The sequence below is a fragment of the Lewinella sp. IMCC34191 genome (assembly GCF_003390935.1).
Classification (GTDB): Bacteria; Bacteroidota; Bacteroidia; order Chitinophagales; family Saprospiraceae; genus Neolewinella.
Map to the genome: position 1 here is coordinate 162773 of NZ_QNQZ01000011.1, position 22691 is coordinate 185463.

General features: G+C 55.1%; 22 protein-coding genes. 9 read left to right on the top strand and 13 right to left on the bottom strand.

What is annotated here, in order from left to right:
• Positions 1–86: 86 nt before the first annotated feature.
• From DRW39_RS19110 to DRW39_RS19120, 3 genes are all read right to left on the bottom strand, one after another.
• Complete coding sequence (locus DRW39_RS19110) at positions 87–611, bottom strand: hypothetical protein (RefSeq protein WP_116108688.1); 525 nt, start codon at positions 609–611, stop codon at positions 87–89.
• Positions 612–674: 63 nt separating this feature from the next.
• Positions 675–1658, bottom strand: a complete 984-nt coding sequence (locus tag DRW39_RS22835; protein ID WP_157976225.1) for a M23 family metallopeptidase — start codon at positions 1656–1658, stop codon at positions 675–677.
• A gap of 260 nt (positions 1659–1918) precedes the next feature.
• Positions 1919–2431: an RNA polymerase sigma factor gene (locus DRW39_RS19120; RefSeq protein ID WP_116108690.1), complete on the bottom strand. Its 513-nt coding sequence runs from the start codon at positions 2429–2431 to the stop codon at positions 1919–1921.
• A 354-nt stretch (positions 2432–2785) separates the two neighbouring features.
• Here DRW39_RS19120 and DRW39_RS19125 point away from each other — a divergent pair, with 354 nt between their 5' ends.
• Together DRW39_RS19125 and DRW39_RS19130 are read left to right on the top strand one after the other, a co-directional pair.
• Entirely contained in the window at positions 2786–3109 is a 324-nt protein-coding gene (locus tag DRW39_RS19125) for a thioredoxin family protein (RefSeq protein WP_116108691.1), read from the top strand.
• 17 nt (positions 3110–3126) lie between these two features.
• Positions 3127–3660 (top strand): response regulator transcription factor, encoded by a 534-nt coding sequence (locus DRW39_RS19130; protein WP_116108692.1) that lies wholly within the window; start codon positions 3127–3129, stop codon positions 3658–3660.
• 90 nt (positions 3661–3750) lie between these two features.
• Here DRW39_RS19130 and DRW39_RS19135 read toward each other — a convergent pair whose 3' ends face one another.
• Positions 3751–4263, bottom strand: coding sequence for a helix-turn-helix transcriptional regulator (locus tag DRW39_RS19135; protein ID WP_157976226.1), 513 nt, complete (start codon positions 4261–4263; stop codon positions 3751–3753).
• A gap of 281 nt (positions 4264–4544) precedes the next feature.
• On the opposite strand from DRW39_RS19135, the gene DRW39_RS19140 reads away from it, so the two are divergent.
• The 4 genes from DRW39_RS19140 to DRW39_RS19155 all read left to right on the top strand — a co-directional run bounded on the left by DRW39_RS19140 (position 4545) and on the right by DRW39_RS19155 (position 6334).
• The gene (locus tag DRW39_RS19140) at positions 4545–5024 is read left to right on the top strand and encodes a YtxH domain-containing protein (protein ID WP_116108694.1); all 480 of its coding nucleotides are present in this window, start codon (positions 4545–4547) and stop codon (positions 5022–5024) included.
• 92 nt (positions 5025–5116) lie between these two features.
• Entirely contained in the window at positions 5117–5485 is a 369-nt protein-coding gene (locus DRW39_RS19145) for a phage holin family protein (RefSeq protein ID WP_116108695.1), read from the top strand.
• Position 5486: 1 nt separating this feature from the next.
• The gene (locus tag DRW39_RS19150) at positions 5487–5933 is read left to right on the top strand and encodes a hypothetical protein (RefSeq protein ID WP_116108696.1); all 447 of its coding nucleotides are present in this window, start codon (positions 5487–5489) and stop codon (positions 5931–5933) included.
• Positions 5934–5956: 23 nt separating this feature from the next.
• The gene (locus DRW39_RS19155; protein WP_157976227.1) at positions 5957–6334 is read left to right on the top strand and encodes a hypothetical protein; all 378 of its coding nucleotides are present in this window, start codon (positions 5957–5959) and stop codon (positions 6332–6334) included.
• 8 nt (positions 6335–6342) lie between these two features.
• On the opposite strand, the gene DRW39_RS19160 is transcribed toward DRW39_RS19155, so the two are convergent.
• Genes DRW39_RS19160 through DRW39_RS19180 form a run of 5 tightly spaced genes read right to left on the bottom strand, consistent with a single transcriptional unit; the run spans position 6343 to position 13922 of the window.
• A complete protein-coding gene (locus DRW39_RS19160) occupies positions 6343–7443 on the bottom strand; it encodes a permease (protein WP_116108698.1) in 1101 nt (366 codons plus the stop codon).
• Between the two features lie 53 nt (positions 7444–7496).
• Positions 7497–8681, bottom strand: coding sequence for a pyridoxal phosphate-dependent aminotransferase (locus tag DRW39_RS19165; protein ID WP_232830197.1), 1185 nt, complete (start codon positions 8679–8681; stop codon positions 7497–7499).
• Positions 8682–8729: 48 nt separating this feature from the next.
• On the bottom strand, positions 8730–9125 hold the full coding sequence (locus DRW39_RS19170) for a hypothetical protein (protein WP_116108699.1): 396 nt from the start codon (positions 9123–9125) through the stop codon (positions 8730–8732).
• A 37-nt stretch (positions 9126–9162) separates the two neighbouring features.
• Entirely contained in the window at positions 9163–10659 is a 1497-nt protein-coding gene (locus tag DRW39_RS19175) for a SusD/RagB family nutrient-binding outer membrane lipoprotein (protein WP_198664946.1), read from the bottom strand.
• A gap of 56 nt (positions 10660–10715) precedes the next feature.
• Complete coding sequence (locus tag DRW39_RS19180) at positions 10716–13922, bottom strand: SusC/RagA family TonB-linked outer membrane protein (protein ID WP_116108701.1); 3207 nt, start codon at positions 13920–13922, stop codon at positions 10716–10718.
• 274 nt (positions 13923–14196) lie between these two features.
• On the opposite strand from DRW39_RS19180, the gene DRW39_RS19185 reads away from it, so the two are divergent.
• Positions 14197–15672 (top strand): hypothetical protein, encoded by a 1476-nt coding sequence (locus DRW39_RS19185; protein WP_116108702.1) that lies wholly within the window; start codon positions 14197–14199, stop codon positions 15670–15672.
• A 66-nt stretch (positions 15673–15738) separates the two neighbouring features.
• Entirely contained in the window at positions 15739–17670 is a 1932-nt protein-coding gene (locus DRW39_RS19190; protein ID WP_116108703.1) for a sodium:solute symporter family transporter, read from the top strand.
• Between the two features lie 88 nt (positions 17671–17758).
• Here DRW39_RS19190 and secG read toward each other — a convergent pair whose 3' ends face one another.
• Complete coding sequence (gene secG, locus DRW39_RS19195) at positions 17759–18022, bottom strand: preprotein translocase subunit SecG (RefSeq protein WP_116108704.1); 264 nt, start codon at positions 18020–18022, stop codon at positions 17759–17761.
• 4 nt (positions 18023–18026) lie between these two features.
• Positions 18027–18842 (bottom strand): hypothetical protein, encoded by an 816-nt coding sequence (locus DRW39_RS19200; protein WP_116108705.1) that lies wholly within the window; start codon positions 18840–18842, stop codon positions 18027–18029.
• Positions 18843–19165: 323 nt separating this feature from the next.
• Here DRW39_RS19200 and DRW39_RS22785 point away from each other — a divergent pair, with 323 nt between their 5' ends.
• On the top strand, positions 19166–19504 hold the full coding sequence (locus tag DRW39_RS22785) for an ArsR/SmtB family transcription factor (protein ID WP_116108706.1): 339 nt from the start codon (positions 19166–19168) through the stop codon (positions 19502–19504).
• A 79-nt stretch (positions 19505–19583) separates the two neighbouring features.
• Here DRW39_RS22785 and DRW39_RS19210 read toward each other — a convergent pair whose 3' ends face one another.
• Together DRW39_RS19210 and DRW39_RS19215 are read right to left on the bottom strand one after the other, a co-directional pair.
• On the bottom strand, positions 19584–21260 hold the full coding sequence (locus tag DRW39_RS19210; protein ID WP_116108707.1) for a M23 family metallopeptidase: 1677 nt from the start codon (positions 21258–21260) through the stop codon (positions 19584–19586).
• Between the two features lie 147 nt (positions 21261–21407).
• Positions 21408–22649, bottom strand: a complete 1242-nt coding sequence (locus DRW39_RS19215; protein ID WP_116108708.1) for an acyl-CoA dehydrogenase family protein — start codon at positions 22647–22649, stop codon at positions 21408–21410.
• Positions 22650–22691: the final 42 nt, after the last annotated feature.

The window sequence follows — 22691 nt, forward strand, 5'->3', positions numbered from 1 at the left end:
CGTGGGTAGGTCCAAAGCGGGTGCAAAGATACACTTTTTCCGTTACCAGCCAAGCCCTTTTCTTTGCGGCGGAGCGCAGGTAGAAACTATTTCGGTAATTGGGCGAGAATTTTCCGGCTCCGGCTCCTGAACCCGGGGCTCGCGCGCGGCAGGTGAAACTCCAGGCAGTCCCGAAGTTCGCCGGCCAGATCCGGATATAATTCGCAGAGATTTGCCACGATCTGCATGGCAAATACCCGGCTTGCTACCGGTTCTTCCGCCGTGTCCGTGATTTTTAGGGCGCGATCGGCGGCTTTGCCGTGCAACCGTCCGGGGATGACCTCTGGTGGAAGTTCGCTGAGGTACCGTAGTAGGTTTCTTCTTACGGCGGGATGCCGGGGGCCGGTCAGTACTTCGAGCATGTCGTCGAGGTATGGCAACAACCAGCCAGGTTTGATGCGACCGAGATGGCCGACCACCATCGACGCCCTTGTTACCTGCGCTCCGCCGCCCTCCTGTAACACGAGTTTCATCAGGTCGTCCAGGTTCTCGGGAGCATCCAGGATGTGTTGCAGTACCCGATCCGCGTCAGAGCGGTACTTCCCCTCCGCCAACCATTCTTTCACCTTCATGTAATGAAAATAGGGTAACTCCGGTGGAGCTACCCTATTCTTTGTCGTTTTGGTTTGGAGGGACTACTGGTCGAAGGACATATTCATCTGGCGGGAAGCCTCGACCAACTCGCGGTATTCCTCGGTGCTGAGCCCGTCGTAGCAGAACTGGATCGGATCGACCTTGACGCCGTCCTTCTCGATCTCGTAGTGAAGGTGGTCGCCGGTGCTGCGGCCGGTACTTCCTACGAGGCCAATGAGGTGTCCGCGATCCACTTCCTGTCCCTTCTTGACCTTGATCGCACTCATGTGCGCGTAGCGCGACTTGAAGCCGTAGCCGTGGTTGATAACGACGACGTTGCCGTAGGAGCTACTGCGGCCGGCGAATTCGATGACTCCCTTACCGGACGCCTGAATTTCGGTCCCTTTCCGGCAGTTGAAGTCGATGCCGTAGTGCATCTTCTTAACGCCGAGGATAGGATGGATGCGGTAACCGTAGCCCGACAGGTTCTCCATCTTCCGGCTGAACTGGTCGCCCCGGATCGGTTTGATACTAGGGATGGAGGCAAGCATATCTTCCTTCCGCATGGCCATGTCGGCTACTTCGTCCAGCGAGCGGCTGTGGAGATCTACCTGATAGCGCAGCCGGTCGACCCGCTCCCGCAGTCCGGCCATTTGATCCCCAACATTGGGTAGACTCTTTAGATTTTCGTAGGCATCGTGGCCACCACGACCACCCTGGAAGACATCATCGTCGATGGGTTCCATACGGAGAGCCAGACGAACGGTGTTGTTGCTTCGCTCGTGGAGGTGCCCTACGATTCCGGCCAGATCCTCGTATTGGGTACCGAGGTTCTTGTTTTCGGTCTTGGCTATTTCCAGTTCCTGCATGAGCATACGCTCACTAGGGCTGGGAAAATAGCGGTGTACCATCGCGGTAAAGAGCAGACCGGCCAATAGGGCGGCACAGAAGAAGCTGAAGAAGCGTAAGACGGTAAGACTTAGGGGCTCTACTACTCTGTCGTACTGGAGAGTACGCTGATTGAATACAAATTTTTCACGCCTCATTGACGAATGCTTAAAACTGAGATCACCCTTCCAAAACGTACCGGTAGTTGGTTTAGTACGCATTAATCGTTGGAACGGGCAAGGAGTTCCTATCCTGCTGGCCTCTCTCCTTATTCCGAAAGTAAGGTAAAACGTTACACAGCTACAAGTTCAGTTATAAAAAGTTGTGCGCTCACGACGGCATGAAAAAAGGGGAAGGCTCCCTTTCGGAACCTTCCCCTCCTGCTTGTTTTCTCCTCTAACAGAGAATATCGTTGTGTCTATAGTGCCGATGGCCGTTCGCCGATGAGGGCTTTAAGTTTCTTGCGAGCGAGGAAAATGCGGCTCTTCACGGTGCCGATCGGGATGTTAAGGTAGCTGGCGATCTCTTTGTATTCGTAGCCACGGTAGAACATCAGGAAGGGTACGCTATAGATCTCACTGATCTGGCGGAGCTTGTCTTCCAGTTCCTCCATGCGCATATTCATTTCGCCTCCGTTGGCGATCGCGCTCTTATTCTCAACCGCAAACAGGAAGCTTTCAACGGGCTCGTTGACGTGCTTGCGGCTCTTCATCTTCCGGTAGCGGTTGATATAGGTATTCCGCATGATGGTGGATGACCAGCTTTTGAAGTTGGTTCCCATGGCAAATTTATCCCGGTGCTTGTAGGCGCGAAAGATAGTTTCCTGCATCAGATCTTGTGCGTCCTCGTAGTTGCGGGTGAGACGGAGTGCAAACGAGAAAAGGATGTTCTCGAGACGGTCCATTTCGGACATAAATTGCTGGTTGGTCATGCTAAAGCTTAAAAAAAGTATGTAAAAATCTAAAATGCACTCAGTACACCTACATCAAATGCCATGCCAGGAATATATTCTACTGTTGTTCAGTCATTTGCATGGCTAAACTTCATATTAAATTTAGCTTAATTTAGCGAATTGATGATATACAATACCTCCGACTCTGCTTAACGGGAACCTGACGTATGTCATTTTCGGCCATATCTATAACAATGCTTCTTGTGTGCGAACATGCACACATACTCCTCGTTAACCCGACCAAAGCACGCCTGTCTAACTGTTATCCATACACTTACATAGAATCGACTGCTACCTAAGCTAAGCCGCTCAGGCCAATTTTGTATCTAATCCATGCAAGGGCAAAACCTTACACAAATCAATGATGACAAGGTCAATGAAGTATTGACCCACTCCGGCTTATCGGTCCTCCTGATCACTTCCACCTGGGACGGTCATGGCATTATCATGCGAACCCTTCTGGAAGGATTATCCAATCGGTACACGAAGGTGTTCTTTGCTGTTGCCGACGTCGAGGCGTCGCCGCGAATTTGTAAAATTTTCAACGTCACTAACCCTCCGGGCCTCCTGCTCGTTAAGGATGGTGAACTTATTGAGCGAACTACCGGCGCCGTCGGCGGTAGCAGTATCATGGAAATGATCGAACGCAACTCCTAAGATAAATACCCTAATCAGTGAGCGAGGATATTTTTAAGGTCTTTATACTGGAAGACATGCCGGTCGACCTGGAACTGGTAAAGCGGCAGGTGCGAAAGTTTAATCCCAACGTGCTCTTCGCCGTGGCCAAACACCGCGTGGAGTTCCAGGAAAAGGTGGTGATGTTTCAGCCGGATATCGTGCTGTCCGACTACAACCTACCCGACATGAACGGACTGGAAGCCTTGCTCTATGTCCGGGAACATCTCGATAGCACCCCATTCGTGTTCATCACGGGTATCCTTAACGACGAGGAAAAGGTTGCCGAAGCGGTCCTGACCGGTGCATCCGGATACCTGCTCAAGGAGAACTTACGCAACCTGCCGGAACTGCTTACCACCGTAGTGAAACAGAACGAGCAGGCGATGGCCCAACGGGAAATAGAATGGGAACGCAGGCGTAGCAATCAGATCAAACTGCGCAAGAGTATTGCCCAGCTCCGGCAGGCCAACTTCGCGGGCAGTGATGAGCTTGCGCTCAGCCTTCAGGAAGTAGCGGACAATTTGGGCTAAGCCAGGTCGGGTAGACTACCCTCCGGCACGGGACGCCAACGTCACGCGACCAGCATCATCGCAAACCAGCGTATCCCTTCGAAGACGATCTTAGGAAACGGTGATTACTTCCTCTATGGACTGATTCGCCTTTTCTTCCGGTTCCGCAGGAGGGGGAGATACCGCCCGGCGCTCATTCGTCTTTACGATGTTCTCGATGAGGCGATTGTACTCCAGCATATGGTTGATGAAGGTGAGGAAATTATCGATATCCCCGACGGGCGTATCGGTATCCGCCTCATTCATTTTTTTCTTGAACTCGTAGAAGACCTTGAAGCCATCGAGCATCCGGTGGATTTTGCCGGAAAGCTGGGCGATCTCGTCCACCGAGGTGGAAGGCAGGCCGTGGTCGTTGCGATGCCCCCCCGTAGCTCCATCGAGATGGAGTTGCTTGAGATCGCTGATAACCAGATCCTCTAACGGCACGGAGAAGTACATGGCCATCTCGTTGATGAGGGCCAGGCGGGGCTCTACATTCTTGGTTTCGTAGGCCGCGATATTACTGCGTTTGACCCCTAGGTCATCAGCCAGTTGTTGCTGGGAAAGTTTGCGCTGCTTGCGCAAAAACTTTATGTTGCTGGATAAAAAGTTCAACTTCCGGGGTTAAGAGTAAATGAAGGAGTGGCTTAAAGATAACGTTTAAACGTTGAATTTTTAGTTCACATTACCCTGTTATTGACAAAAATAAACACTAAACGCGATTTACGGCCTTCTCCTAGCCCGTTTACCCAGCTAATCCCCCTGAATATTAAGGTTCTACTGGTAAATAACGAACATCCAAGCCCTGAGTACGATATAATTGTGTGCGTCATTATCGATGCTCGTTAACTTAAAATTTCCTCACAATGAACGATAATAACAGCTCCGGAAAAGGATGGGCCCTTGGATTTGGACTTCTCGCCGGTATCGCGGTAGGATATTATTTAAACTCCAATGAAGGCCGCTCCATGCAGCGCAAGGCACGTGCTCAGTTTGACGAGTACGGCAACCAGATCAACCAATACAGCCAGGAAGTATCTACCAAGGCCAACAAGCTGGTAGAAGACGCGAAGGTGAAAGGTCAGGATTACCTGAACCAGGCTAAAACGAAGACCGACGAACTCACCTCCCAGGCCAAAACCAAGCTGGAGGAAGGAAAACAGTGGGCTTCAACCCAGGCTGACTCCGCCCGTAGCGCGATCGACAAGCAGACCGCCGCCGCCAACCAGAACGCACACGCTGCCGTCAACACCGCTGAGAGTAGTTTCAACCGCGGCGTCAATAAGGCAGAACGCAAGATGGACGAGAACCGCGAGAAGATCGACCGTACCACTACGGAAAGCTAATAGAAAGGTTAGCTTCCAAAGCCAACCCCTCTACATTACGGCCATGCAATGTCACCACAACTGCATGGCCGTTTCTATATAAACTAACCCCCATGCAGGCTAAAGAAGAGTTACTCGAACAGTTAGGCGAAAGCTACGGCTACGTGAACCGACTGGTTGAGAAGAAAATCGAGTATTTCAAGTTGAACCTGGCCGAAACCTCGGCCAATACGATCTCCGGAATTGTATCGGGTGTTGTCTTGGCGGTGGTCGGACTGATTACGCTGATGTTTTTGCTCATCACGCTGGGTTTCGCGCTTACGCTTGCTTTCGAGAGTTTTGTCTACGGATTTGGTGCGGTGGCCCTCCTCTTACTGATCATATTCTTCCTGATTCTCCTTCTCAAGGATACCCTGATCACGAACCCGGTCGTCACCAAAGTGATTTCCAAATTTTTTGAACACGACGGAAAAGAAGTATAAGATGATACGCAAATCCAAAATCAAGACACTCGACGAACTGCATCGCCGGAAGAAGCAGGTCAGAATGGAAACGGAGCTCGCTAAGCGGGAATTCGCCCACTCCATCGGAACTACCCGTGGTAATGCCGGAAATTTCCTACTGAAGAAGGTTGCTGCACCCGCAGGTGGCGCGATCGTCGGTCTGATGTTTTTGAACAGCATACTCGGCTCCGGCAAGAAACAACCCGTCATTAGGGAAACGAAGGTGATCCATGAGTACCCCGACGGAACGCCCTACACGCCTGGACGCCGCCGCCATTCCAAACGCAGCCGTGTCAAAACCTTCACCGGAATCATCGGATCGCTTCGGGTTCTCATCCCCATCATTCAGGCCGTAGTCGGTGCATTTCAGACGCACAAAGCCAAGGAGGCCGCTCAACAAGCAAAGAGCGCCTCGGCCCGTAGGTAGACATCCTGGATCCAAATTACTGGATGAATACTTTAATCGTTTCTCTTTCCGCCACGTTGGGCTCTGAGGTTTTTGCCGGCAGGGGAAATCCGGTTGCGATCCTATTTGATGTAATCTGCAATAAGGACACCGGAAAGATCACCTACTTCATCGTCTGTCCCCATGGCCAGGAGAAGGAGGCCGTACCAAATGAGTATTACGGCATTCATCATAGCTACTTCTACTTCGACGACGACGATGAGATCCTGACCTTTAACGCAAAGCTCGGCAATGACGAGCACAGCTTTTACATGGATCTACCATCCCACTACGACGAGATGGACGTGAAGGACCTTACCTCCTTTAATCGCTTTCTGAATACAAACGATACGACCGCCGGCCACCGGAGTGACAACGAATAACTCAGTGGCTAGGCCCGCGCATTTTCCATGTCCGCCTTGAATGCTCTCACTGCGGGACGCAGCAGGTACGCAAGTGGGAACAAAACCATAATCGCAGCGGCAGGGAACAACACAGTTGGCGAGGAAAACCACTCACCGAAGCTCAGTACGCTGAGTATGACGACTGTTGAAAAGGGCAGCGAAAACGCCAGCACGTTGAGGCCCAGATCCAGATCGAAAACCTGAGGCGTATCCTCCTGTCGCAGCACTTCCACCGCGGACATATGCGCAAAGGGCCAAAAGCTGACCGCGCACTGGGCAAATACAACCGTCAGCAGAGCCAACGGGCCAGATAAGCCCATGGTTAATATTAGCAGGCCACTAAGCACCAGAGCCAAGCCGGAACGGTAGCAGAGCACCCTGAGAATAAGGGCCATTTCATTCTTTTGGAAATTGACCGCCATGCCGATAAACAACAGGACAATGGGGGTCATCAAGCTCGCCAGACGATCTACGGTATCGCCGACGAACAGGGGGAGACTACTAAGATCGAAGCCGAATGAAATCATGGCGACGGCAAGTAGTATCACCATATTTACCGGCTCGGCGAGCAAAGCCATGCCGAGTTCTTTCATTTTACCCCGACGATTCGGAACCTCAGCCTGTTCGCCCCGCTGCCGGTAGTACCAGTTCATCGCCACCAGGTAGAGAATGACCAGGACGAATACCTTGTTTCCGACATCGGCCAGGGCGGCCAGAGCCAGTTCGCCATCGCCAAGATACTCCAGAATGAAGGGAAAAGCGCTTAGGCCCGGTGCCAAGGAGGGCACCAGCAAAAGCATCGTCCGCAGTTGGGGAGAATCTTTAGCGAAACCCAGTTTGGGGAGTACATATACGGAAGCGAAATAGAGGGCCGCATTCAGCACCAGGGCGAGGATCGGCAGGAGCAGCATGCTTCTGGATACCTCCACCCTCAGCAGAGCGACGAAAATGGTTGCCGGAAGGATGATGCTTAGGATAAGCACTTTCACCCCTTTCAGCTCGTCCTTCTTATTTAGTTTACGCTGTAGTAGATACCCGGCAAGGATAAGAAGTAAGAAAGCCAGGGTCTTCTGTAAAGCTGGATTCATTATAGACTTTTAGTAGCGCCGGCGCACTCTACGGCGCGCCGGCGACAATCAATTCACACTAATACTTCCTGAAGCGCGGAGAGGAACATATCTACCTCTTCCGGCTTGCCTACGCTGACTCGGCAATAGTTCTTTCCATGTATGTCGAAGGATCGCACCCCGATGCCCCGGTCGAACATGCCTTCCAGGAAGTTCTCCCCTGCCATATCGATGGGAAAGAGAACGAAACTGGTGTGGGAGGGCACGTACTCAAGCCCCATTCCCTCCAGGCCGGCGTAGACCTGTTCGCGGAACGCGGCCGTCTGCGTCCGGCTGGCTTCCTGAAAGTCGGTGTCCTTCATGCTGGCCATAGCCCCTTCGAGCGAGGTTTTGCAGAGGCCCATATTGCCGCGGCTTATCTGTGCGACCTTCTCGATCGTTTCCGGTAAGGCGACCGCATATCCAACACGCAGGCCGGCCATGCCGTGGATCTTGGAGAAGGTGCGGGCGACAATGACGTTATTCCCTTCCAGGATGAGCGGGACCATCGTCTTCGACTTATAGTCGGGCAGGAATTCGAGGTAAGCCTCATCCACGAAGACGGGAACATCCGATGACACTTCGCGGCAGAATGACTTCAGCTCGTCGTTATCGGTAAGGGTTCCGGTCGGGTTATTGGGGTTACAGATGTAAACCATCTTGGTTTCCTCGTTGATGGCTTTCTGCATGGCGGGGAGGTCGTGCGCCCAATCGTCGGTCACCTTGACCTTATTCCAGGTTCCGCCCATACCCATGACCACCTTGATCAGGGACATGTAAGCGGGGTCGGCGGCGACGACGTTTCCGCCTTCCAGGAAATGCACGATGGCCATCTTTTCCAGGACATCGCTGGAGCCGGGCGTTACCATGATGTGATCGGTCGGCACGCCCTCGAAGTCGGCAATCATTTTTTGCAGTTCCGCGGCGGCCTCGTGCTGGTAGCGGTTACCGGCAGGGGCACTTTGAGCGACGGCTTCGATACACTTGGGCGACGGGCCGTAGGGGTTTTCGTTGGCCAGCATGCGCGCCTTGAGCGGTGGGCGCTTAGCCAGGGAGCGTTCCCACTCCAACTGGGGCAGATACTCCCGGAAGGAAGACTTGTTAACTGTCCGGGGAGTAGCGGTCAGTTTGAGGGAAGGGATGGCCGCCAGGCCGGCGCCGGTCAGGGCGGCACGGCGAAGCCACTGGCGCCGACTGGTGGAAGTTGAGGAATTCATCATTGCTTATTAGAAAAGTTTGGAATAGTGTGAATTAGTGGCGGTCCGGAACTATAGGTTTTTGAGTATCCGAAAAGCCTGGCCATTGTAGGTTCCCGCCCATTCGAGTCTGGTAACACCGGTAAGGGAAGCCGCCGGTACGGAAAAGGTAGCCCTGCCATCGGTATCGGTGACGATACTTTCCAGCAGGTTCTGTTCCTGGTCCGTTACGGAGATTTCGAGGTTGCTGACCGGGGAGGCGACGATGCCGACATTGTGGTCAAGAATGCCGGCCTTATCCAGTTCGGTGAATGTTCCCTGGTAGACGACGGTCTCGTCTGCGGGGTCGGAAACCATCAGGATATCTGCCTTTACAGGCGAAGCCTCTACGGTAAACGCGTTCTCATCCTCGAGGCAGGAGGTGGTTAGGAAACTGAGGGGAAGAAGAAAAAGGAATAGATATTTCATTGTACTAGTGGTTGTCGGTCATCAAATTGGATCGTGGCTATTCGGCCCACCAGAGTTCGGTAAGCTTATTATCCGGTCCACCGTTCATGTCCACCGCGGCGGTCACGTTCCCGGCATTCAGGCTGTACTCCGATTCGGGGTAGCGCAGGCGGGTGGGGACTTTACCTTCGTTTTCCATGACGGCACGGGGGTCCGGAGCAGGCAGTTCGGGATAGCCGGTACGGCGGTACTCCGTCCACGCTTCTATGCCCTGCGGGAATAGTGCCTTCCATTTTTCCGTTATGATGGTTTCCTTGTCTACGGACACTTCCTCCTCATAGCCTGCTGGAGCCGAGAGTCCGTACTGTCCGAAACTGGCGGCAATACCCTCTTTAAGATATTCCTCGGCCGTCGCTCCGCTGGTGTAATCGCCATCCAGGGCCGCTTCGGCAAGAATGAAGTTGATCTCGGCGTAGGTGATCAGGGGTACTTTAGTCGTTTCGCCCATGAAGTACGCTCCGGGCCGGCTGGCGGTCGTGTAGTACGCTACGGCATCCCCTTCGGGAAGGCCATTGGGTGCGCCGGCGTACTTCCCGGCATAATCACCGGCCAGGGCGGGTTCCGCGTAAACCTCCAGGCGAGGGTCTGTGGCCTCCCCCTCCGAACTGGCCATGGCATTGACCAGCGTGGTACTGATGGACCAGTCTTCCCGGCCACCGTATACCATCGTTTCGTTCCAGCTGTTGTTGTTTTCTCCACTCTGACGGACCGTCGGCTGGAAGAAGATGGCATCTTCGTTGGAAGTAACGATGGGATAGGTAGCGGGGTCGCCCATGATTTCGGCGAATACCGCCGCACTGGCGGCCGGTTCGCGGGCCGCCTGCCGGTTGGCAAGCCGTAGCCGCAGGCTGTTGGCGAATTTCTTCCACATCATAATGTCGCTGCCGAAAAGAATGTCCTTGTCGAAGGGGCGACCGTTGACGTCCAGCTGCTCGCTGGCGGCTTTCAGGTTAGCCAACATGCCCGCGTATACCTCCGACTGGCTATCGTAGACAGGGGCCAGATTGCCCGCGGTGGCACCTTCCAGGGCCTGGGTATAGGGGATGGCTCCCCAGGTATCCGTTACGACCGAGAATACGTACTCCCGCATGATCGTAGCGGCGGCCGCGAAGTTCGGATTGTAGTGCTCGCTTTCCACGTCACCGGTCAGGTTGATCACCGTCTGCAGGTTGACGAGGCTTTCCGTGTAGAAACCGTCCCAGGTTTCGCTACGGAGCGTAGCGGCGGGGTTATAGGTATCGCCCTCGTTGACGTACTGGTTGCGGGCGAAGTATTGCATCCAGAGCATGCCGCCGTCCAGATTCAGGCGCTCGTTGCGCGTACTGTGTCCGTGGATCCGCTGCGCGGCTTCCCGGATGGCCAGCGGAAAGAGCGTAGAAGGCGGAACGAGTTCCGGTTCGTTCGGATTCGCGTTCAGGTCTTCAAAGCCATCATCGCAGCTATTCAGCAGGAGCAGCAGCATGAGACAGGGTAGAGAAAAGTATATGACTTTCATGTAGTTCTTATTGGGGATGGGAGGGGTGCGGCGGAGCGCAGGTATGGAGCCTTGACTTAAAAGGTGACGTTCAGATTGACCCCGAAACTGCGGGTACTCGGAATCGTGGTATAAGACAGGGCGCCCTGCAGGTTGCCGCCGGAAACGTTGAATTCCGGATCGATCTGGCTGTGGTTGCTGTACAGCATGGCCAGGTTCCGACCAATCACGCTGATGCTGGCCGCGCGGATAAAGGATACATTGCTCAGCAGCGCTTGTGGCAGGGAGTACGTGATGCCCGCTTCCCGGAGCTTCACGAAACTGGCGTCGAAGATGGCTCCTTCGTTGGCGTAGCGGGGGCTCAGCGCGCCGACTACGTCGCGGGTAGGAGCGACCACGTCGTTGCGAACGTAGATGGGCGCTTCATCGTCCCCGATATTCCGCGCGCCGTTACCGATCACCCCCTCTTCCCGGCCGATGGCCGTCATGGGGTAGACGCCCGTCTGCATACCCAGCGAACTGCTCTGCTCGGCAATTTCACCCCCAATGCGGGCGTCGATGAGAAAGTTGGCACTGAATGCCCCCACCCGGAAGGTATTGCGTACCCCACCGATCCAGTCGGGATTGACGTTGCCCAGTACTTTCAGGTCGGGATCCTTCACCGGGATGCCGTTTTCGTAAATGATCTCCCCGGCTAATTCGCCGTCGGGTACCCGTGCAAACCCGGAACCGAACAGGGTTCCGAAGGGCTGCCCGACCCGGGCTTCCAGGCTCAGGCCCCGCAGGCTGGTCAGCACGATGGTTTCCAGTTCGTTACCGCTATCGTCGGTGTAGAGCTCGAGTACGGAGTTGCTGTTCTTGGCGTAGTTGAGGGATACGTTCCAGCCGACTTTGGGTAGATCGACTACGGCACCCGACAGGATTACCTCTACCCCGCGGTTGCGCACTTTTCCGGCATTGATCAGTTTGCTGCCGTAGCCGGTTGCCCGACTGACCGCGATGTTGATGATCTGATCTTCCGTGGTCTGCTCGTAAGCCGTCACGTCGAGCGCGATCCGGCCGCCGAGGAAGCGCAGATCGAGACCGGCTTCCTTACCGGTGGTCCGCTCCGGGCGCAAGTCCGAATTGGCAATGGTCGTTTGCTCGGCAAAGACCGGCGTAGTCGCGTTCCAGGGGGTTGCCGGCGCGAAGACCTGCCGTAGGCGGTAGGGATCGGTATCGGATCCGACCTGTGCCCAGCCGGCCCGCACCTTGGCGTAGCTGATGACGGAACTGCGGATATCAAAAGCATCCGTAATTACCCCGCTCAGGCTTACCGATGGGTAGAAATAGCTGTTGTTCTCGACGGGAAGCGTGCTCGACCAGTCGTTCCGGGCTGTAACGTCTACGTAAAGGAAGTTTTTGTAGCCGAAGCTGGCGGCACCGAAGAAGCTGTTTACTTCCTTTTCTTCAATACGGCTGACGTTGGTGTTCTGGCTGGCATTGTTGGAAACGTTGTACAGCCCGTTGATGGTGGCGTCGTTAACGCCGATGTAGTTCCGTTTGAAATAGTTGCTGCGATGATTACCGCCGAACTGCGCGTTGACGCTGAAGTTTTCGCCGAAGTAATTGTTATAGGTCAGGATGAAATCCACGTTGGTTTCCTGACGACGCAGGACGTCCTCGCTAAACGACTCGTTCAGTTCGCTGCCACTCTTGATGCGGGCGTAGCGGTTAACGGAGCGGCGCGTATCGGTCCACATGTCCGTACCGGCCCGAACCATCAGGCTGAGGGACGGGACGAACTCGTAGGTAAAAGCCACATTTCCGAGTAAACGGTCTTTTTCATTCGCGTTGGTCAGATTCTCCTGCTCGTAGAAGCGATTGGAAGCAAAGGAATGCTGCCAGTTGGCGTAGGGATACCAATCGCCTTCGCGAACGATATGAACGTCCATGTAATCGGCGTAGTCACGCAGGAGGCCCCAGTCGTCGTGGCGGTGATGCCAGGTGCCCAATTCCCACAGCCCCGGCTGCTGGCGGTTATCGGAGCCTGACTTGATGTACTCCGAGCTGACGCTCACCTTGAGTTTGGGGGCCAGTTCCTGGTCGATATTCAGCCGGAAGTTATTGCGCTCATAGTCGTTGTTATAGAGGATGCCCTTCGTATCCATCCGACCGAAGCTGAAGCGAAAGTTGCCGGAGCCGTAGTTGTTGGAAATACTGAGGGTATTGTTGGCGGTATTTCCGGTTTCCCAGAAATTGCTCCAGCTGTCCGGTGCCGGAACCAGCGGAGCCACCTCCGTACCGGTCCACCACTGGCGGACCAGCCGTCCGTCCATGGGTGCCCCCCAGCTCTCGTCCACGCCCGCCGTACCCACGAGCGGGGCATCGGGATAGACGGCACGGAATTGTTCAACGGCCAACGGATCGCTGATGCCGCCGTTACGGCCGTCGGAGTACCAGGTAACTCCACCCGTTCCACCTCCGTAAATATTCTGGAATTCCGGAACGACGAATGGATTTTCGATCGAGTAGCTACCGGCGTAGCTAATGGTGAGTCCTTCGGCGTTTGAGCCGCTTTTCGTAGTCACCAGGATTACACCGTTGGCGGCACGGCTTCCGTAGAGGGCCGCCGCATTCGCCCCCTTCAAAACGGTAATGGACTCGATGTTATCGGGGCTGATCTCGGAGATGCCCCCACCGTAGATATTGTTATTCTCCGCACCGTCAATGGGGGCCGCGAAGTCGCCCTCCATCGGCACGCCGTCAATAACGTACAACGGTTGGTTGTTTCCGAGAACGGAACTGTTGCCGCGGATGGTGACCTGGGAACCACCGCCCGGTACGTTCCCCGCGGAGACCTGCAGACCGGCTACTTTGCCGGAAAGGCCGTTGACGACGTTGGTACTCCGGGTCTGTTCGATCGCGTCGGCTTCCAGATCCTGTACCGCGTAGCCGAGTGATTTTTTCTCCCGCTTTACGCCGAGGGCCGTTACCACTACTTCGCTGAGATCTAGTGCCGATTCATTGAGCTGAACATCGTATTCCGACGCCGCGGTGATGGGGATGGTCAGGCCTTCATAGCCTGTATAGGTGACCAGGAGGCTTTCAACTCCCTCCGGTACGGATAGGGCGAAGAGACCGTCGAGGTCGGTGACGGTACCGACGGTGGTGCCTTCCGCCATAACGGTCGCCCCGATAAGCGGTCCGCTATCGTCGGTAACGGTGCCGGACAGGCTTCGCTGTGCAGACAGACTACCGGTTACCAGCACAAGTATGCTTAGTGCAGTTAGAATTGGTTTCATAGACTAGTGGATGTTACCCCGCAGGGCAAGTATGAAATAGGTAGAAAGCAGTAATCCGATCGGTAACTCTGTTGACCAAAGTTCACAAATGGGGGACGAGCGTATCAAATCATAAAGACTTGTATTTTGTGGCGGCTTAACTTTTCATTTGATCGCATCTGAGCGCTTATGAAGATGCTCGATCCGCGTATGCCTTTCCTGTACGTAGCCACAATCCGGCTTTGATAGGGATCGGCCGGGCAAAACTTAGTTGACACACATCCACCATTCTGTTATGGCAATAGCGAAAAAGGAGCAACTATTAGAGTTAATTTCGACCCTGGACAGCTCGGAAAAGCGATTCTTCACGCGCTATACAAATCAGACGGGTTCGGGGGAGGAGGATAAATTCTATCGCCTCTTCCGACATCTGAGTACCGGAGGCAGCCTGGATGACCCCGCCCTCGTGGATTTACTGGAGCTTACCGGGCCTACCCAACTGGTTAACCTACAGCGTCACCTCTACGGCCGCATTCTGGATGCCCTTCGGTTACAGCACCGTCGGCGCGATGCGGGCATTCAGGTTCGGGAGCAAATTGATTACGCGAATTTGCTGTATGACCGCGGACTTTATCTACACGCGCTGAAGTTGCTGGCACGGGCTAAAGAGCAGGCCTTCACCTACCATCTGGATTTACACCATTTGCTCATCATCGACTTCGAAAAGCGGATCGAGAGTCGCCACATTACACGCTCCTCTCCGGATCGGATGGCCGAGCTGACTACGGAAAGCCGTAAGCGACAGGAGGTGATGGACAGCACCGTACGGCAATCCAACCTGCAACTTGTCCTGCAGCGGCACTTCATCCAGCACGGTCACGTGGCCAACCCAGCCGCCGCACGGCAGTTTTACCAGCTCTTCCATCATTATTTCCGGGATCCCATCCATACCACCGCCACCTATCAGGAGCGGGTATTAGCACACCAGTGCCGGTTTTGGTATCACTACAACCAGCTGCAACTAGAGCGGGCGGGCCACCACGCACAGTTGTGGACGGAACAAATCAGCCACCGGAAGGAGCTTCGGGAACGGGACGTCAATTTCTACATTAAGGGGATGGACCGGAGGCTGCTTATTTCCTTCTTCCGTGACGACCTGGTCGATCATACCCGCGTCCTGGAGGAGTTAAAGGAGTTTCTGAAAACCATGCCCTACACCCAGCAGCAGCGGAACAGCCAGTTCATGGCCGACATACTGATCCTCCGGGCCGAAATGAACGAACTGTTACTGACCAGGCCCCATACCTGCGCTCCGTCGCAAATCGAAGCATTAGCCCAGCGGACCGCCCGCGTAAGCGGCGTTGATCGGCATAAGCAGCTTATTCTCTACTACAAGTTGGCTATGCTTTGCACGCTCACGGGTCAGTACGGACGAGCGCTCGGATTTCTGGACCCTATCCTGGACGAGCGCAAGCCGCTCCGCTATGACCTGATCGTCTATGCCCGTCTGCTTCAGCTGGTCTGTCATTTCCGCCTCGGACATGCGGAGTTCGTGGCCTACGGTATCAACAACCTCGCCCGCTTTCTAGGGCGCATCGGCTACCCGAGCCCCTACCCCACCCTGGTGCTGCAGCGGCTGCGGGGGCTACAACGCGGAGAATCCCAGAGCGCGCGGGAACTTTTTGAGCGGCGACTCAAGCCGCTGGAGGAAAATATCTTCCACGTAAGGGAATTTCGTTACTTCGGGGCCGATGCGCTACTGCCCGCGTAGATAAGGCCTATATTGGCCGACCTTTCCGCCGCGGGCTTCCGCAAAAGTCAATCATTAACATACACTATGGGACTAGGTCAACTAGGGACAATAGACACGCTCATCTTCGGCACGTACATTGTAGGGGTAATCCTCTTCGGCGTGTGGATCGCTAACCGGGAAAAAACCACGACCGCCAGCGATTACTTCCTCGCCAGTCGCAGTTTGCCGTGGTGGGCAGTGGGTGGGTCGCTCATCGCATCGAATATTTCCGCCGAACAGATCATCGGCATGAACGGCTCCGGTTTCGAGCTTGGCCTGGCCATCGCCGCCTACGAGCTCATGGCCGCCATCACGCTTATCCTGGTGGCTAAATTTTTCCTGCCGGTCTTTCTCAAGCAGGAAATCTATACCATGCCCCAATTTCTGGAAGAACGCTACGACGGCACCGTGCGGACGATCATGTCCGTATTCTGGATCGCCCTGTTCGTCTTCGTGAATATCGCCACGGTGCTGTACCTCGGCGCGCTGGCGATTGAGACCCTATTGGGCGTCGACCTGATATACGGCATCATCGGACTGGTGCTCTACTCCGCTTCCTTTTCCATTTTCGGCGGTCTGAAGGCCGTTGTTTGGACGGACGTGGTTCAGGTCGTCGTACTGATGCTCGGCGGCACGGTTGCCGCCTACGGTATTCTGAGCGTGGTGGGTGACGGGAATGTATTCACCGGCATCGCCAATCTTTTCCAGGCCCTGCCCGATCACTTCGAGATGCTTTTCGAACCCGGTGATACCTACCTCGACGTCGCGAATGCGCACGAGCTTTCCACCGGCCTGACGCCGGACGGTGAGCCGACCACATTAGAGGCGGGTGACGAGGTCAAGTCCAGTTTCCAGTTGCTGCCGGGCATGGCGCTTCTGTTCGGGGGCATGTGGATTACCAACGGCTATTACTGGGGAAACAACCAGTACATCATCCAGCGGGCCCTTGCCTCGAAGGACCTTCCCGAAGCGCAGCGGGGCGTGGCTTTCGCCGCCTTCATGAAGCTCTTCATTCCCTTCTTCGCGGTACTCCCCGGCATCGCGGCCTGGTACCTGCTCCAGGATCAGGACCCCGCTAACCTGCCTATCACGAAGGCCGACCAGGCGTTCCCGTGGGTACTGGCTAACTACGTTGGCATCGGCTTTACCGGCCTGACCTTCGCCGCCCTGGTGGCGGCCATCGGTTCGTCGGTCAGCTCGATGGTAAACTCGACATCGACCATCTTCACGATGGACATCTATAACAAATTCATCAATCCAACCGCTACGGAAGGTCGTCAGGTGCGCGTCGGGCAGATTGCCGCCGCCGTATCCCTGGTCATCGGTGCGATAGTAGCGCCCGCCCTGGGTAATGCCGGTCAGGTTTTCCAGGTAATTCAGGAATACACCGGATTCATCAGCCCCGGGGTGCTCGTCGTCTTCGTCTTTGGCTTCTTCTACCGCCGGGGAACCGCTAAGGCGGCCCTCCTGGTCGTCCTCTCCTCGGTCCCGCTGAGCTGGGCCTTCCAGACACTTATGCCGGACCTGCCCTTCCTGGACCGCATGGCCTTCATCTTCGTCATCTCCGCCCTGCTGATGATTGTCGTCAGCCAATTTACCGGCCGTAAGAAACTGGCTCCGGGCGAGGAATCCGTTAACCACGACACGGGCGACCAGATCACCAACCGTGACAGCCACGAAAAGCTCATCAAGGACATCAAACTGCGCAACGGTCTTTGCCTCGCGGTGATTGGAATAGGCGGTGCGACCGGACTGCGTCTGCTGCTACAGCCTGTTCCCGGAGTTCCGCTGACGATGTCCATCATCTTCATGGTGCTTTCACTGGTGGTGATCGCCCTGATCTACACCGACAAGACCGCAGATGATTATAAAGCGATCGACCTGCACCCGAGCCTGTTCCGTACCCGTATGGGCTTCAACATCGCCGCGGTGGTGATCATCCTGATCCTCGCTTTCCTCTACACCTGGCTGGGCTAACGGTCAGCGTTGCCCGTTCCACCAAACGAAAGCGCCCCGCACTGATCACAGTGCGGGGCGCTTTTATTTTCGGTAGTTGGGTAAAGACCTAAAGGCCGGTACCCAAATTAGCTCCGTCGCCAACGGATCCAACGGCGAGGGCGGTAAGGATACACAGGGTAAAGAGTGCGATAGCCAGTCCCCAGGTCACCTTTTCGATAACGTCGGTAGAGCGCGAGGCACCGAGCATCTGGTTGGCCTGACCGCCGCCGAAGGTCGAGTCAATACCACCACCCTTCGGATTCTGGATGAGCACGACCAGCATGAGTAGCAAACAGACTACACCGGTCAGAATGGTGAGCAAATTAACCATGGGACTACAGTTTTTCCTTCAATTCCTTAATGAGGCCGGCAAATATCGACTTTTTCTCCGGATAAAGCAAGGTCAGGCGCCGGTACATTTGTATAGCGGCCTGATACTGCTGTTGCCGGACCAGCAGAGCGGCCAGCGTTTCACTTACAACGGCTACCTCATCCAAACCATTGCCCTGAACGCTCTCGGGTCGGTTAGCTGACAGGCGGCGGAGATTGCGTAGTCGTTCGGCCAGCGTGGGCTGCGCCTGGTGGCGACGTTGCACGAGGGCAAACCGTGCGGGATCTTCGGGGCGGGGAGATTTAAACATGATAGGCAACAGCGCGGTGTAGGCTTCCGCGGAACGTACCCAACGCGCGGTGCGGGTAACCGCCGGCGAAACGTCCGGGAAGCGGGGTTCGTCGTCGAAGGGTTCCAGGGAAACCGGTTTGATCTCCGTAACGGGTAAGCGGTTGCTTTCCGTCTTCGGCTCCGGTAATTCATTGAGCCGGGAAGGTAATTCCTCGTTGAAATTTTGCTCAAGGGGGGTCAGTTCGAGTTCCTCTAATTCGATCAGCTCGAGTATTTCGCCGCTGCTTTCCGTTTGCTGCTCGAGGGTAGACAGCAAGTTGTAAATATGCGTACGATCAAAGGCCGCCGATGCCAGTGCATTTAGGAAAGTGTCGAAGTCCGGATGCTGGATTTGTTTAGCTTTCAGCAATACCAGTAACCGAAGATTCGTTGAATAGGGGTACCGCTCCAGCTGCTCGAGGAGCTCGTCTAGTGATACTTCCGCCAGTGCGGCGGGTTGTTCGATGTAGTGGAGTAGGGTGTGCCTCATTTCCGTTTATGAACGGGCATGAAGGTCGGTGGAAACCTTCGGAATCTCTAATGGAGGCCCGGGTTTCAGAAATTTTTGAAAAAAATTGCAGTTTTTTGCAGACAAAATGGAATTTTAACTCCGAAAGTTCTATCTTTGTTATCGCCGAGAATATAAACCACCAGGTTTATCCTTAAGATCTTGTGTTGTTCATAGTGTTTGTTATGTAGCCTTTAACCGAGCGTTAAAGGCTTTTTTTATGATATGTGATAAGTCTTGCGGTGACCTTTGCTTGACTTACCGGTGCAATATCCTTATATTGGATTCGGTCATTCAATAGTAAAATGTCAGAACCCACCACAAACTCAGCACGGGCCGATAGCCCAGGAGACAACCCTATTATTAATGTCGAGGCTCTAGACAAAGCCACGTTAATACTAAGAGCGCTTAACCACGAGCTCAGACAGCAGATCATTCAATTGCTGTGTGATGAAGGAAGCCTAAATGTCACGGATATCTTCGTCAATCTCCGCGTAGAGCAATCCGTTGCTTCCCAGCACCTAGCCATCTTGCGAAAAGCGGACATCGTCGTCCGGGAACGCAAAGGCAAATTCATCCACTACGATATCGATCGGACAAACCTGCACCGGATTAACGATTTGGTCTCCCGGCTAGCCGCGTAGTAACAGTCCCTTTGCCTCTCCTGAACCTGTTTTTAGCCGGCCGAACCGTAGCTAAACGTACTTAGCCGGATAGGGATGGTCATCGCCGGAAGCTCCGTTCAAACTCCGAACTGTTGCCGCGACCATCGGTCACGCGTACCCAGAACTGGTGAGTCTCGCCGGTAGCAATCGGACTATCCGACAGATCATGGGAAAGGATTCCTGATTTTGCATCGTGCTCCATCAGTATCCATTTTCCGTCCACGGTAGCCTCGTAAGTCAGGGTGCCGCCTACTGCATCGTCGATCAGCAAGCTGAAAGCCCTTCGGCCACGCAAATCGGTACGGAAATCCCGGATGCGGATGCGCGGAGGTACCGTATCAACCAAAATGGCATAATCGCCAAAGGTTCCGATCTGGGCGACCATGCGATTATCGTCCGCCCAGCTTCCCCCTACGCTGCTGTAACTGCCGTCCGCGTTGCACCGTCCGATATAGGCTGCTTTCCGTAGCCGCTCGCTCGGTTGTTGATGGGCCGGAATATAAAGGGTCGCTCTGCCGTGAAGCGGTGTTTTCTGATCCTGAAGCTGGTAAACGTCGCTCAGGTAGCCCGAGGAAGATTCAGGTAAATGGACGTACCGAAAATTCAGGTTGGTATAAAGTGCATTCGCTGGTAGTTCGAGCCGCATGCCCGCAGTATCCACGATGCTTTCCTCGCCGCGCGGCAGGAAGTACTGGTGCCCCTCCTTTTCCTGGGGGGCCGCGGTGGCTACATATTTCAGCACGGTGCGAAATACCGATTGGTTACCGGCGTAGTCCGCCGCGACGATTTCTACGTCCGCGGTTCCTTTCCGGGTCAGGTCGATCACCCCGGAAGAAGTCGAGCTATCTGGTGATACCCAAAAGTTTGCATCGGGGAGGGTCGCATAGAGCAGATAGAACCACTCTCTGTCCTGCTGATACGCCGCGTAGTCCGTCAACGCATTCACGTATCGCGATTTGACATAGGGGATGCGATCGTACGCAAAACTGAAAACGTCAGCGGAATCGGCGAGCAAATTCGCCCGGTAGATGCCGTTGCGATTGGGCATGGAGTTCTGCCGGTCGATGGCTTTGATGCCGACCCCTATCCTTGCCCCACCTACTTCAATCGTATCCGGAAGTGGTCCTCCGGATACGGAATAGGTATCGTAATCGCCTATACTGCCATCCGGGTTAAGGCGATAGATGCGAACGGCACTAACGCTAGGTTTGCGGGTATCCGCCACCTTAAAGCCCAGGGAAAGCGGATTGAGTTGCGTCTCGGTAGCTGCATCCCATATTTCAAAGTGCAGGTGCGGGCCGAAGCTATGGCCCCGGTTCCCTACCCCACCGATTACTTCACCCCTTTCGACGGGGAAGGCGGTCGAGTCGGGTCGGAAGTCGATAGCAAAAGATTCGGTCTCGTACTGCAGCGACCGGATCGTGTCCTTGATCTCCGGCGTCAGCACCTCCAGGTGGCCGTATACGGATCTTTTCCCGTCGCGGTGGCTGACGTAAACCGCCTGGCCGAATCCACCCGGAGAAACCGTGACCCGACTAATGTAGCCGTCCGCTACCGAACGTACCGGCGTGCCGACCGCCCCCCGAAAGTCGAGTCCGCCGTGGAAATGATTGCTGCGCAGCTCACCGAACGTACCGGTAATCAGCAGCGGGTCTTCCAGTGGGGGTACGTACTGCGCGGACAGTTGATTCAGGCATAACACGAAAACGAAGAGCAGGCGCAATTCGGGCTTCAAGGGATAGTATTTTGGGAGGGCTCAACGGGGAGCTAACAACGAGACCCAATACTTACGAAACCGATACAATAAGAAGTATACGGACCTGCGGATTTCGACAAGCCGGGTTAGGATGCGGGCGATTAAATCGCGGCAAAGGCTACCTGCTTAGCCGAAGGCGTTGATCCCGGTGATATCGTTTCCGGTAATCAGCAGGTGTACGTCGTGGGTCCCCTCGTACGTCAGTACGGTTTCGAGGTTCATGAGGTGGCGCATGATCGGGTACTCACTCGTAATTCCCATCCCTCCGTGAATCTGACGAGCTTCGCGGGCCGCTTCGAGGGCCATGTGCACGTTGTTCCGCTTGGCCATGCTGATCTGGGCGGGGGTTGCCTCACCGCGATTCGCCAGCGTACCCAGACGCCAGGCAAGCAACTGGGCCTTGGTGATCTCCGTAATCATCTCGGCAAGCTTTTTCTGCTGCAGCTGGAAACCGGCGATAGGCTTGCCAAACTGCTCCCGCTCGAGTCCGTACCGCAGGGCACTGTCGTAGCAATCGAGCGCCGCGCCGATTGCTCCCCAGGCGATTCCGTAACGGGCTTTGCTGAGGCAGCTGAGCGGGCCACGTAAGCCCCGGATGTCCGGGAAGACATTTTCCTTAGGGACGCGTACGTTCTCGAAAACCAGTTCGCCGGTAATGCTGGCCCGCAAGCTCCATTTGCCGTGGATCTCGGGTGCCGAGAAGCCGGGGGTATCCGCTTCTACAACCATACCCCGCACCTTGCCTTCTTCGTCTTTTGCCCAGACTACCGCCAGATCGGCGATGGGGCTGTTCGTGATCCACATTTTGGCTCCGTTCAAGAGATAGGCGTCGCCATCATCCTTGATGGTGGTCCGCATGCCGTCGGGATTAGAACCGGCGTCGGGTTCGGTAAGTCCGAAACAACCGATGTATTCCCCACTGCCCAGTTTTGGCAGGTACTTCTTACGTTGCTCCTCCGTGCCGTACTTAAATATGGGATACATCACCAGGCTACCCTGCACGGAGGCCATCGACCGCAGTCCGCTGTCGCAGCGCTCCAACTCCTGCATGATGACGCCGTAGGCGATTTCGTCCATTCCTCCGCCCCCGTATTCAACCGGCAGGCTGGGACCAAATGCGCCGACCTCGGCCAGCCCCTTAAAGAGGTGGGTGGGGCACTTCCCCCGCATAGCCGCATCTTCAATAATGGGGCTCACCTCCGCCTTGACCCAGTCGCGGACGGCCTGCCGGGCCATACGGTGATGATCCTCCAGCAGATCGTCGACCAAATAGTAGTCATGGAACTGGTAGCGGTCGGCACGGGCCTGCTGGTGAAAGTCTTCCTTGGTGGTGAATTCAGGCTTTTTGCGGGTGGTGATTTCGGGCATGGCAACGGCTTTATGTGGCTGGTAAATGTAAACAATTAAAGC

Bases quoted from the DNA above. Each gene is read 5' to 3' on its own strand.
- DRW39_RS19110 (WP_116108688.1), bottom strand. From the start codon at position 611: ATGAAGGTGAAAGAATGGTTGGCGGAGGGGAAGTACCGCTCTGACGCG.
- DRW39_RS22835 (WP_157976225.1), bottom strand. From the start codon at position 1,658: ATGAGGCGTGAAAAATTTGTATTCAATCAGCGTACTCTCCAGTACGAC.
- DRW39_RS19120 (WP_116108690.1), bottom strand. From the start codon at position 2,431: ATGACCAACCAGCAATTTATGTCCGAAATGGACCGTCTCGAGAACATC.
- DRW39_RS19125 (WP_116108691.1), top strand. From the start codon at position 2,786: ATGCAAGGGCAAAACCTTACACAAATCAATGATGACAAGGTCAATGAA.
- DRW39_RS19140 (WP_116108694.1), top strand. From the start codon at position 4,545: ATGAACGATAATAACAGCTCCGGAAAAGGATGGGCCCTTGGATTTGGA.
- DRW39_RS19145 (WP_116108695.1), top strand. From the start codon at position 5,117: ATGCAGGCTAAAGAAGAGTTACTCGAACAGTTAGGCGAAAGCTACGGC.
- DRW39_RS19150 (WP_116108696.1), top strand. From the start codon at position 5,487: ATGATACGCAAATCCAAAATCAAGACACTCGACGAACTGCATCGCCGG.
- DRW39_RS19155 (WP_157976227.1), top strand. From the start codon at position 5,957: ATGAATACTTTAATCGTTTCTCTTTCCGCCACGTTGGGCTCTGAGGTT.
- DRW39_RS19160 (WP_116108698.1), bottom strand. From the start codon at position 7,443: ATGAATCCAGCTTTACAGAAGACCCTGGCTTTCTTACTTCTTATCCTT.
- DRW39_RS19165 (WP_232830197.1), bottom strand. From the start codon at position 8,681: ATGATGAATTCCTCAACTTCCACCAGTCGGCGCCAGTGGCTTCGCCGT.
- DRW39_RS19170 (WP_116108699.1), bottom strand. From the start codon at position 9,125: ATGAAATATCTATTCCTTTTTCTTCTTCCCCTCAGTTTCCTAACCACC.
- DRW39_RS19175 (WP_198664946.1), bottom strand. From the start codon at position 10,659: ATGAAAGTCATATACTTTTCTCTACCCTGTCTCATGCTGCTGCTCCTG.
- DRW39_RS19180 (WP_116108701.1), bottom strand. From the start codon at position 13,922: ATGAAACCAATTCTAACTGCACTAAGCATACTTGTGCTGGTAACCGGT.
- DRW39_RS19185 (WP_116108702.1), top strand. From the start codon at position 14,197: ATGGCAATAGCGAAAAAGGAGCAACTATTAGAGTTAATTTCGACCCTG.
- DRW39_RS19190 (WP_116108703.1), top strand. From the start codon at position 15,739: ATGGGACTAGGTCAACTAGGGACAATAGACACGCTCATCTTCGGCACG.
- secG (WP_116108704.1), bottom strand. From the start codon at position 18,022: ATGGTTAATTTGCTCACCATTCTGACCGGTGTAGTCTGTTTGCTACTC.
- DRW39_RS19200 (WP_116108705.1), bottom strand. From the start codon at position 18,842: ATGAGGCACACCCTACTCCACTACATCGAACAACCCGCCGCACTGGCG.
- DRW39_RS22785 (WP_116108706.1), top strand. From the start codon at position 19,166: ATGTCAGAACCCACCACAAACTCAGCACGGGCCGATAGCCCAGGAGAC.
- DRW39_RS19215 (WP_116108708.1), bottom strand. From the start codon at position 22,649: ATGCCCGAAATCACCACCCGCAAAAAGCCTGAATTCACCACCAAGGAA.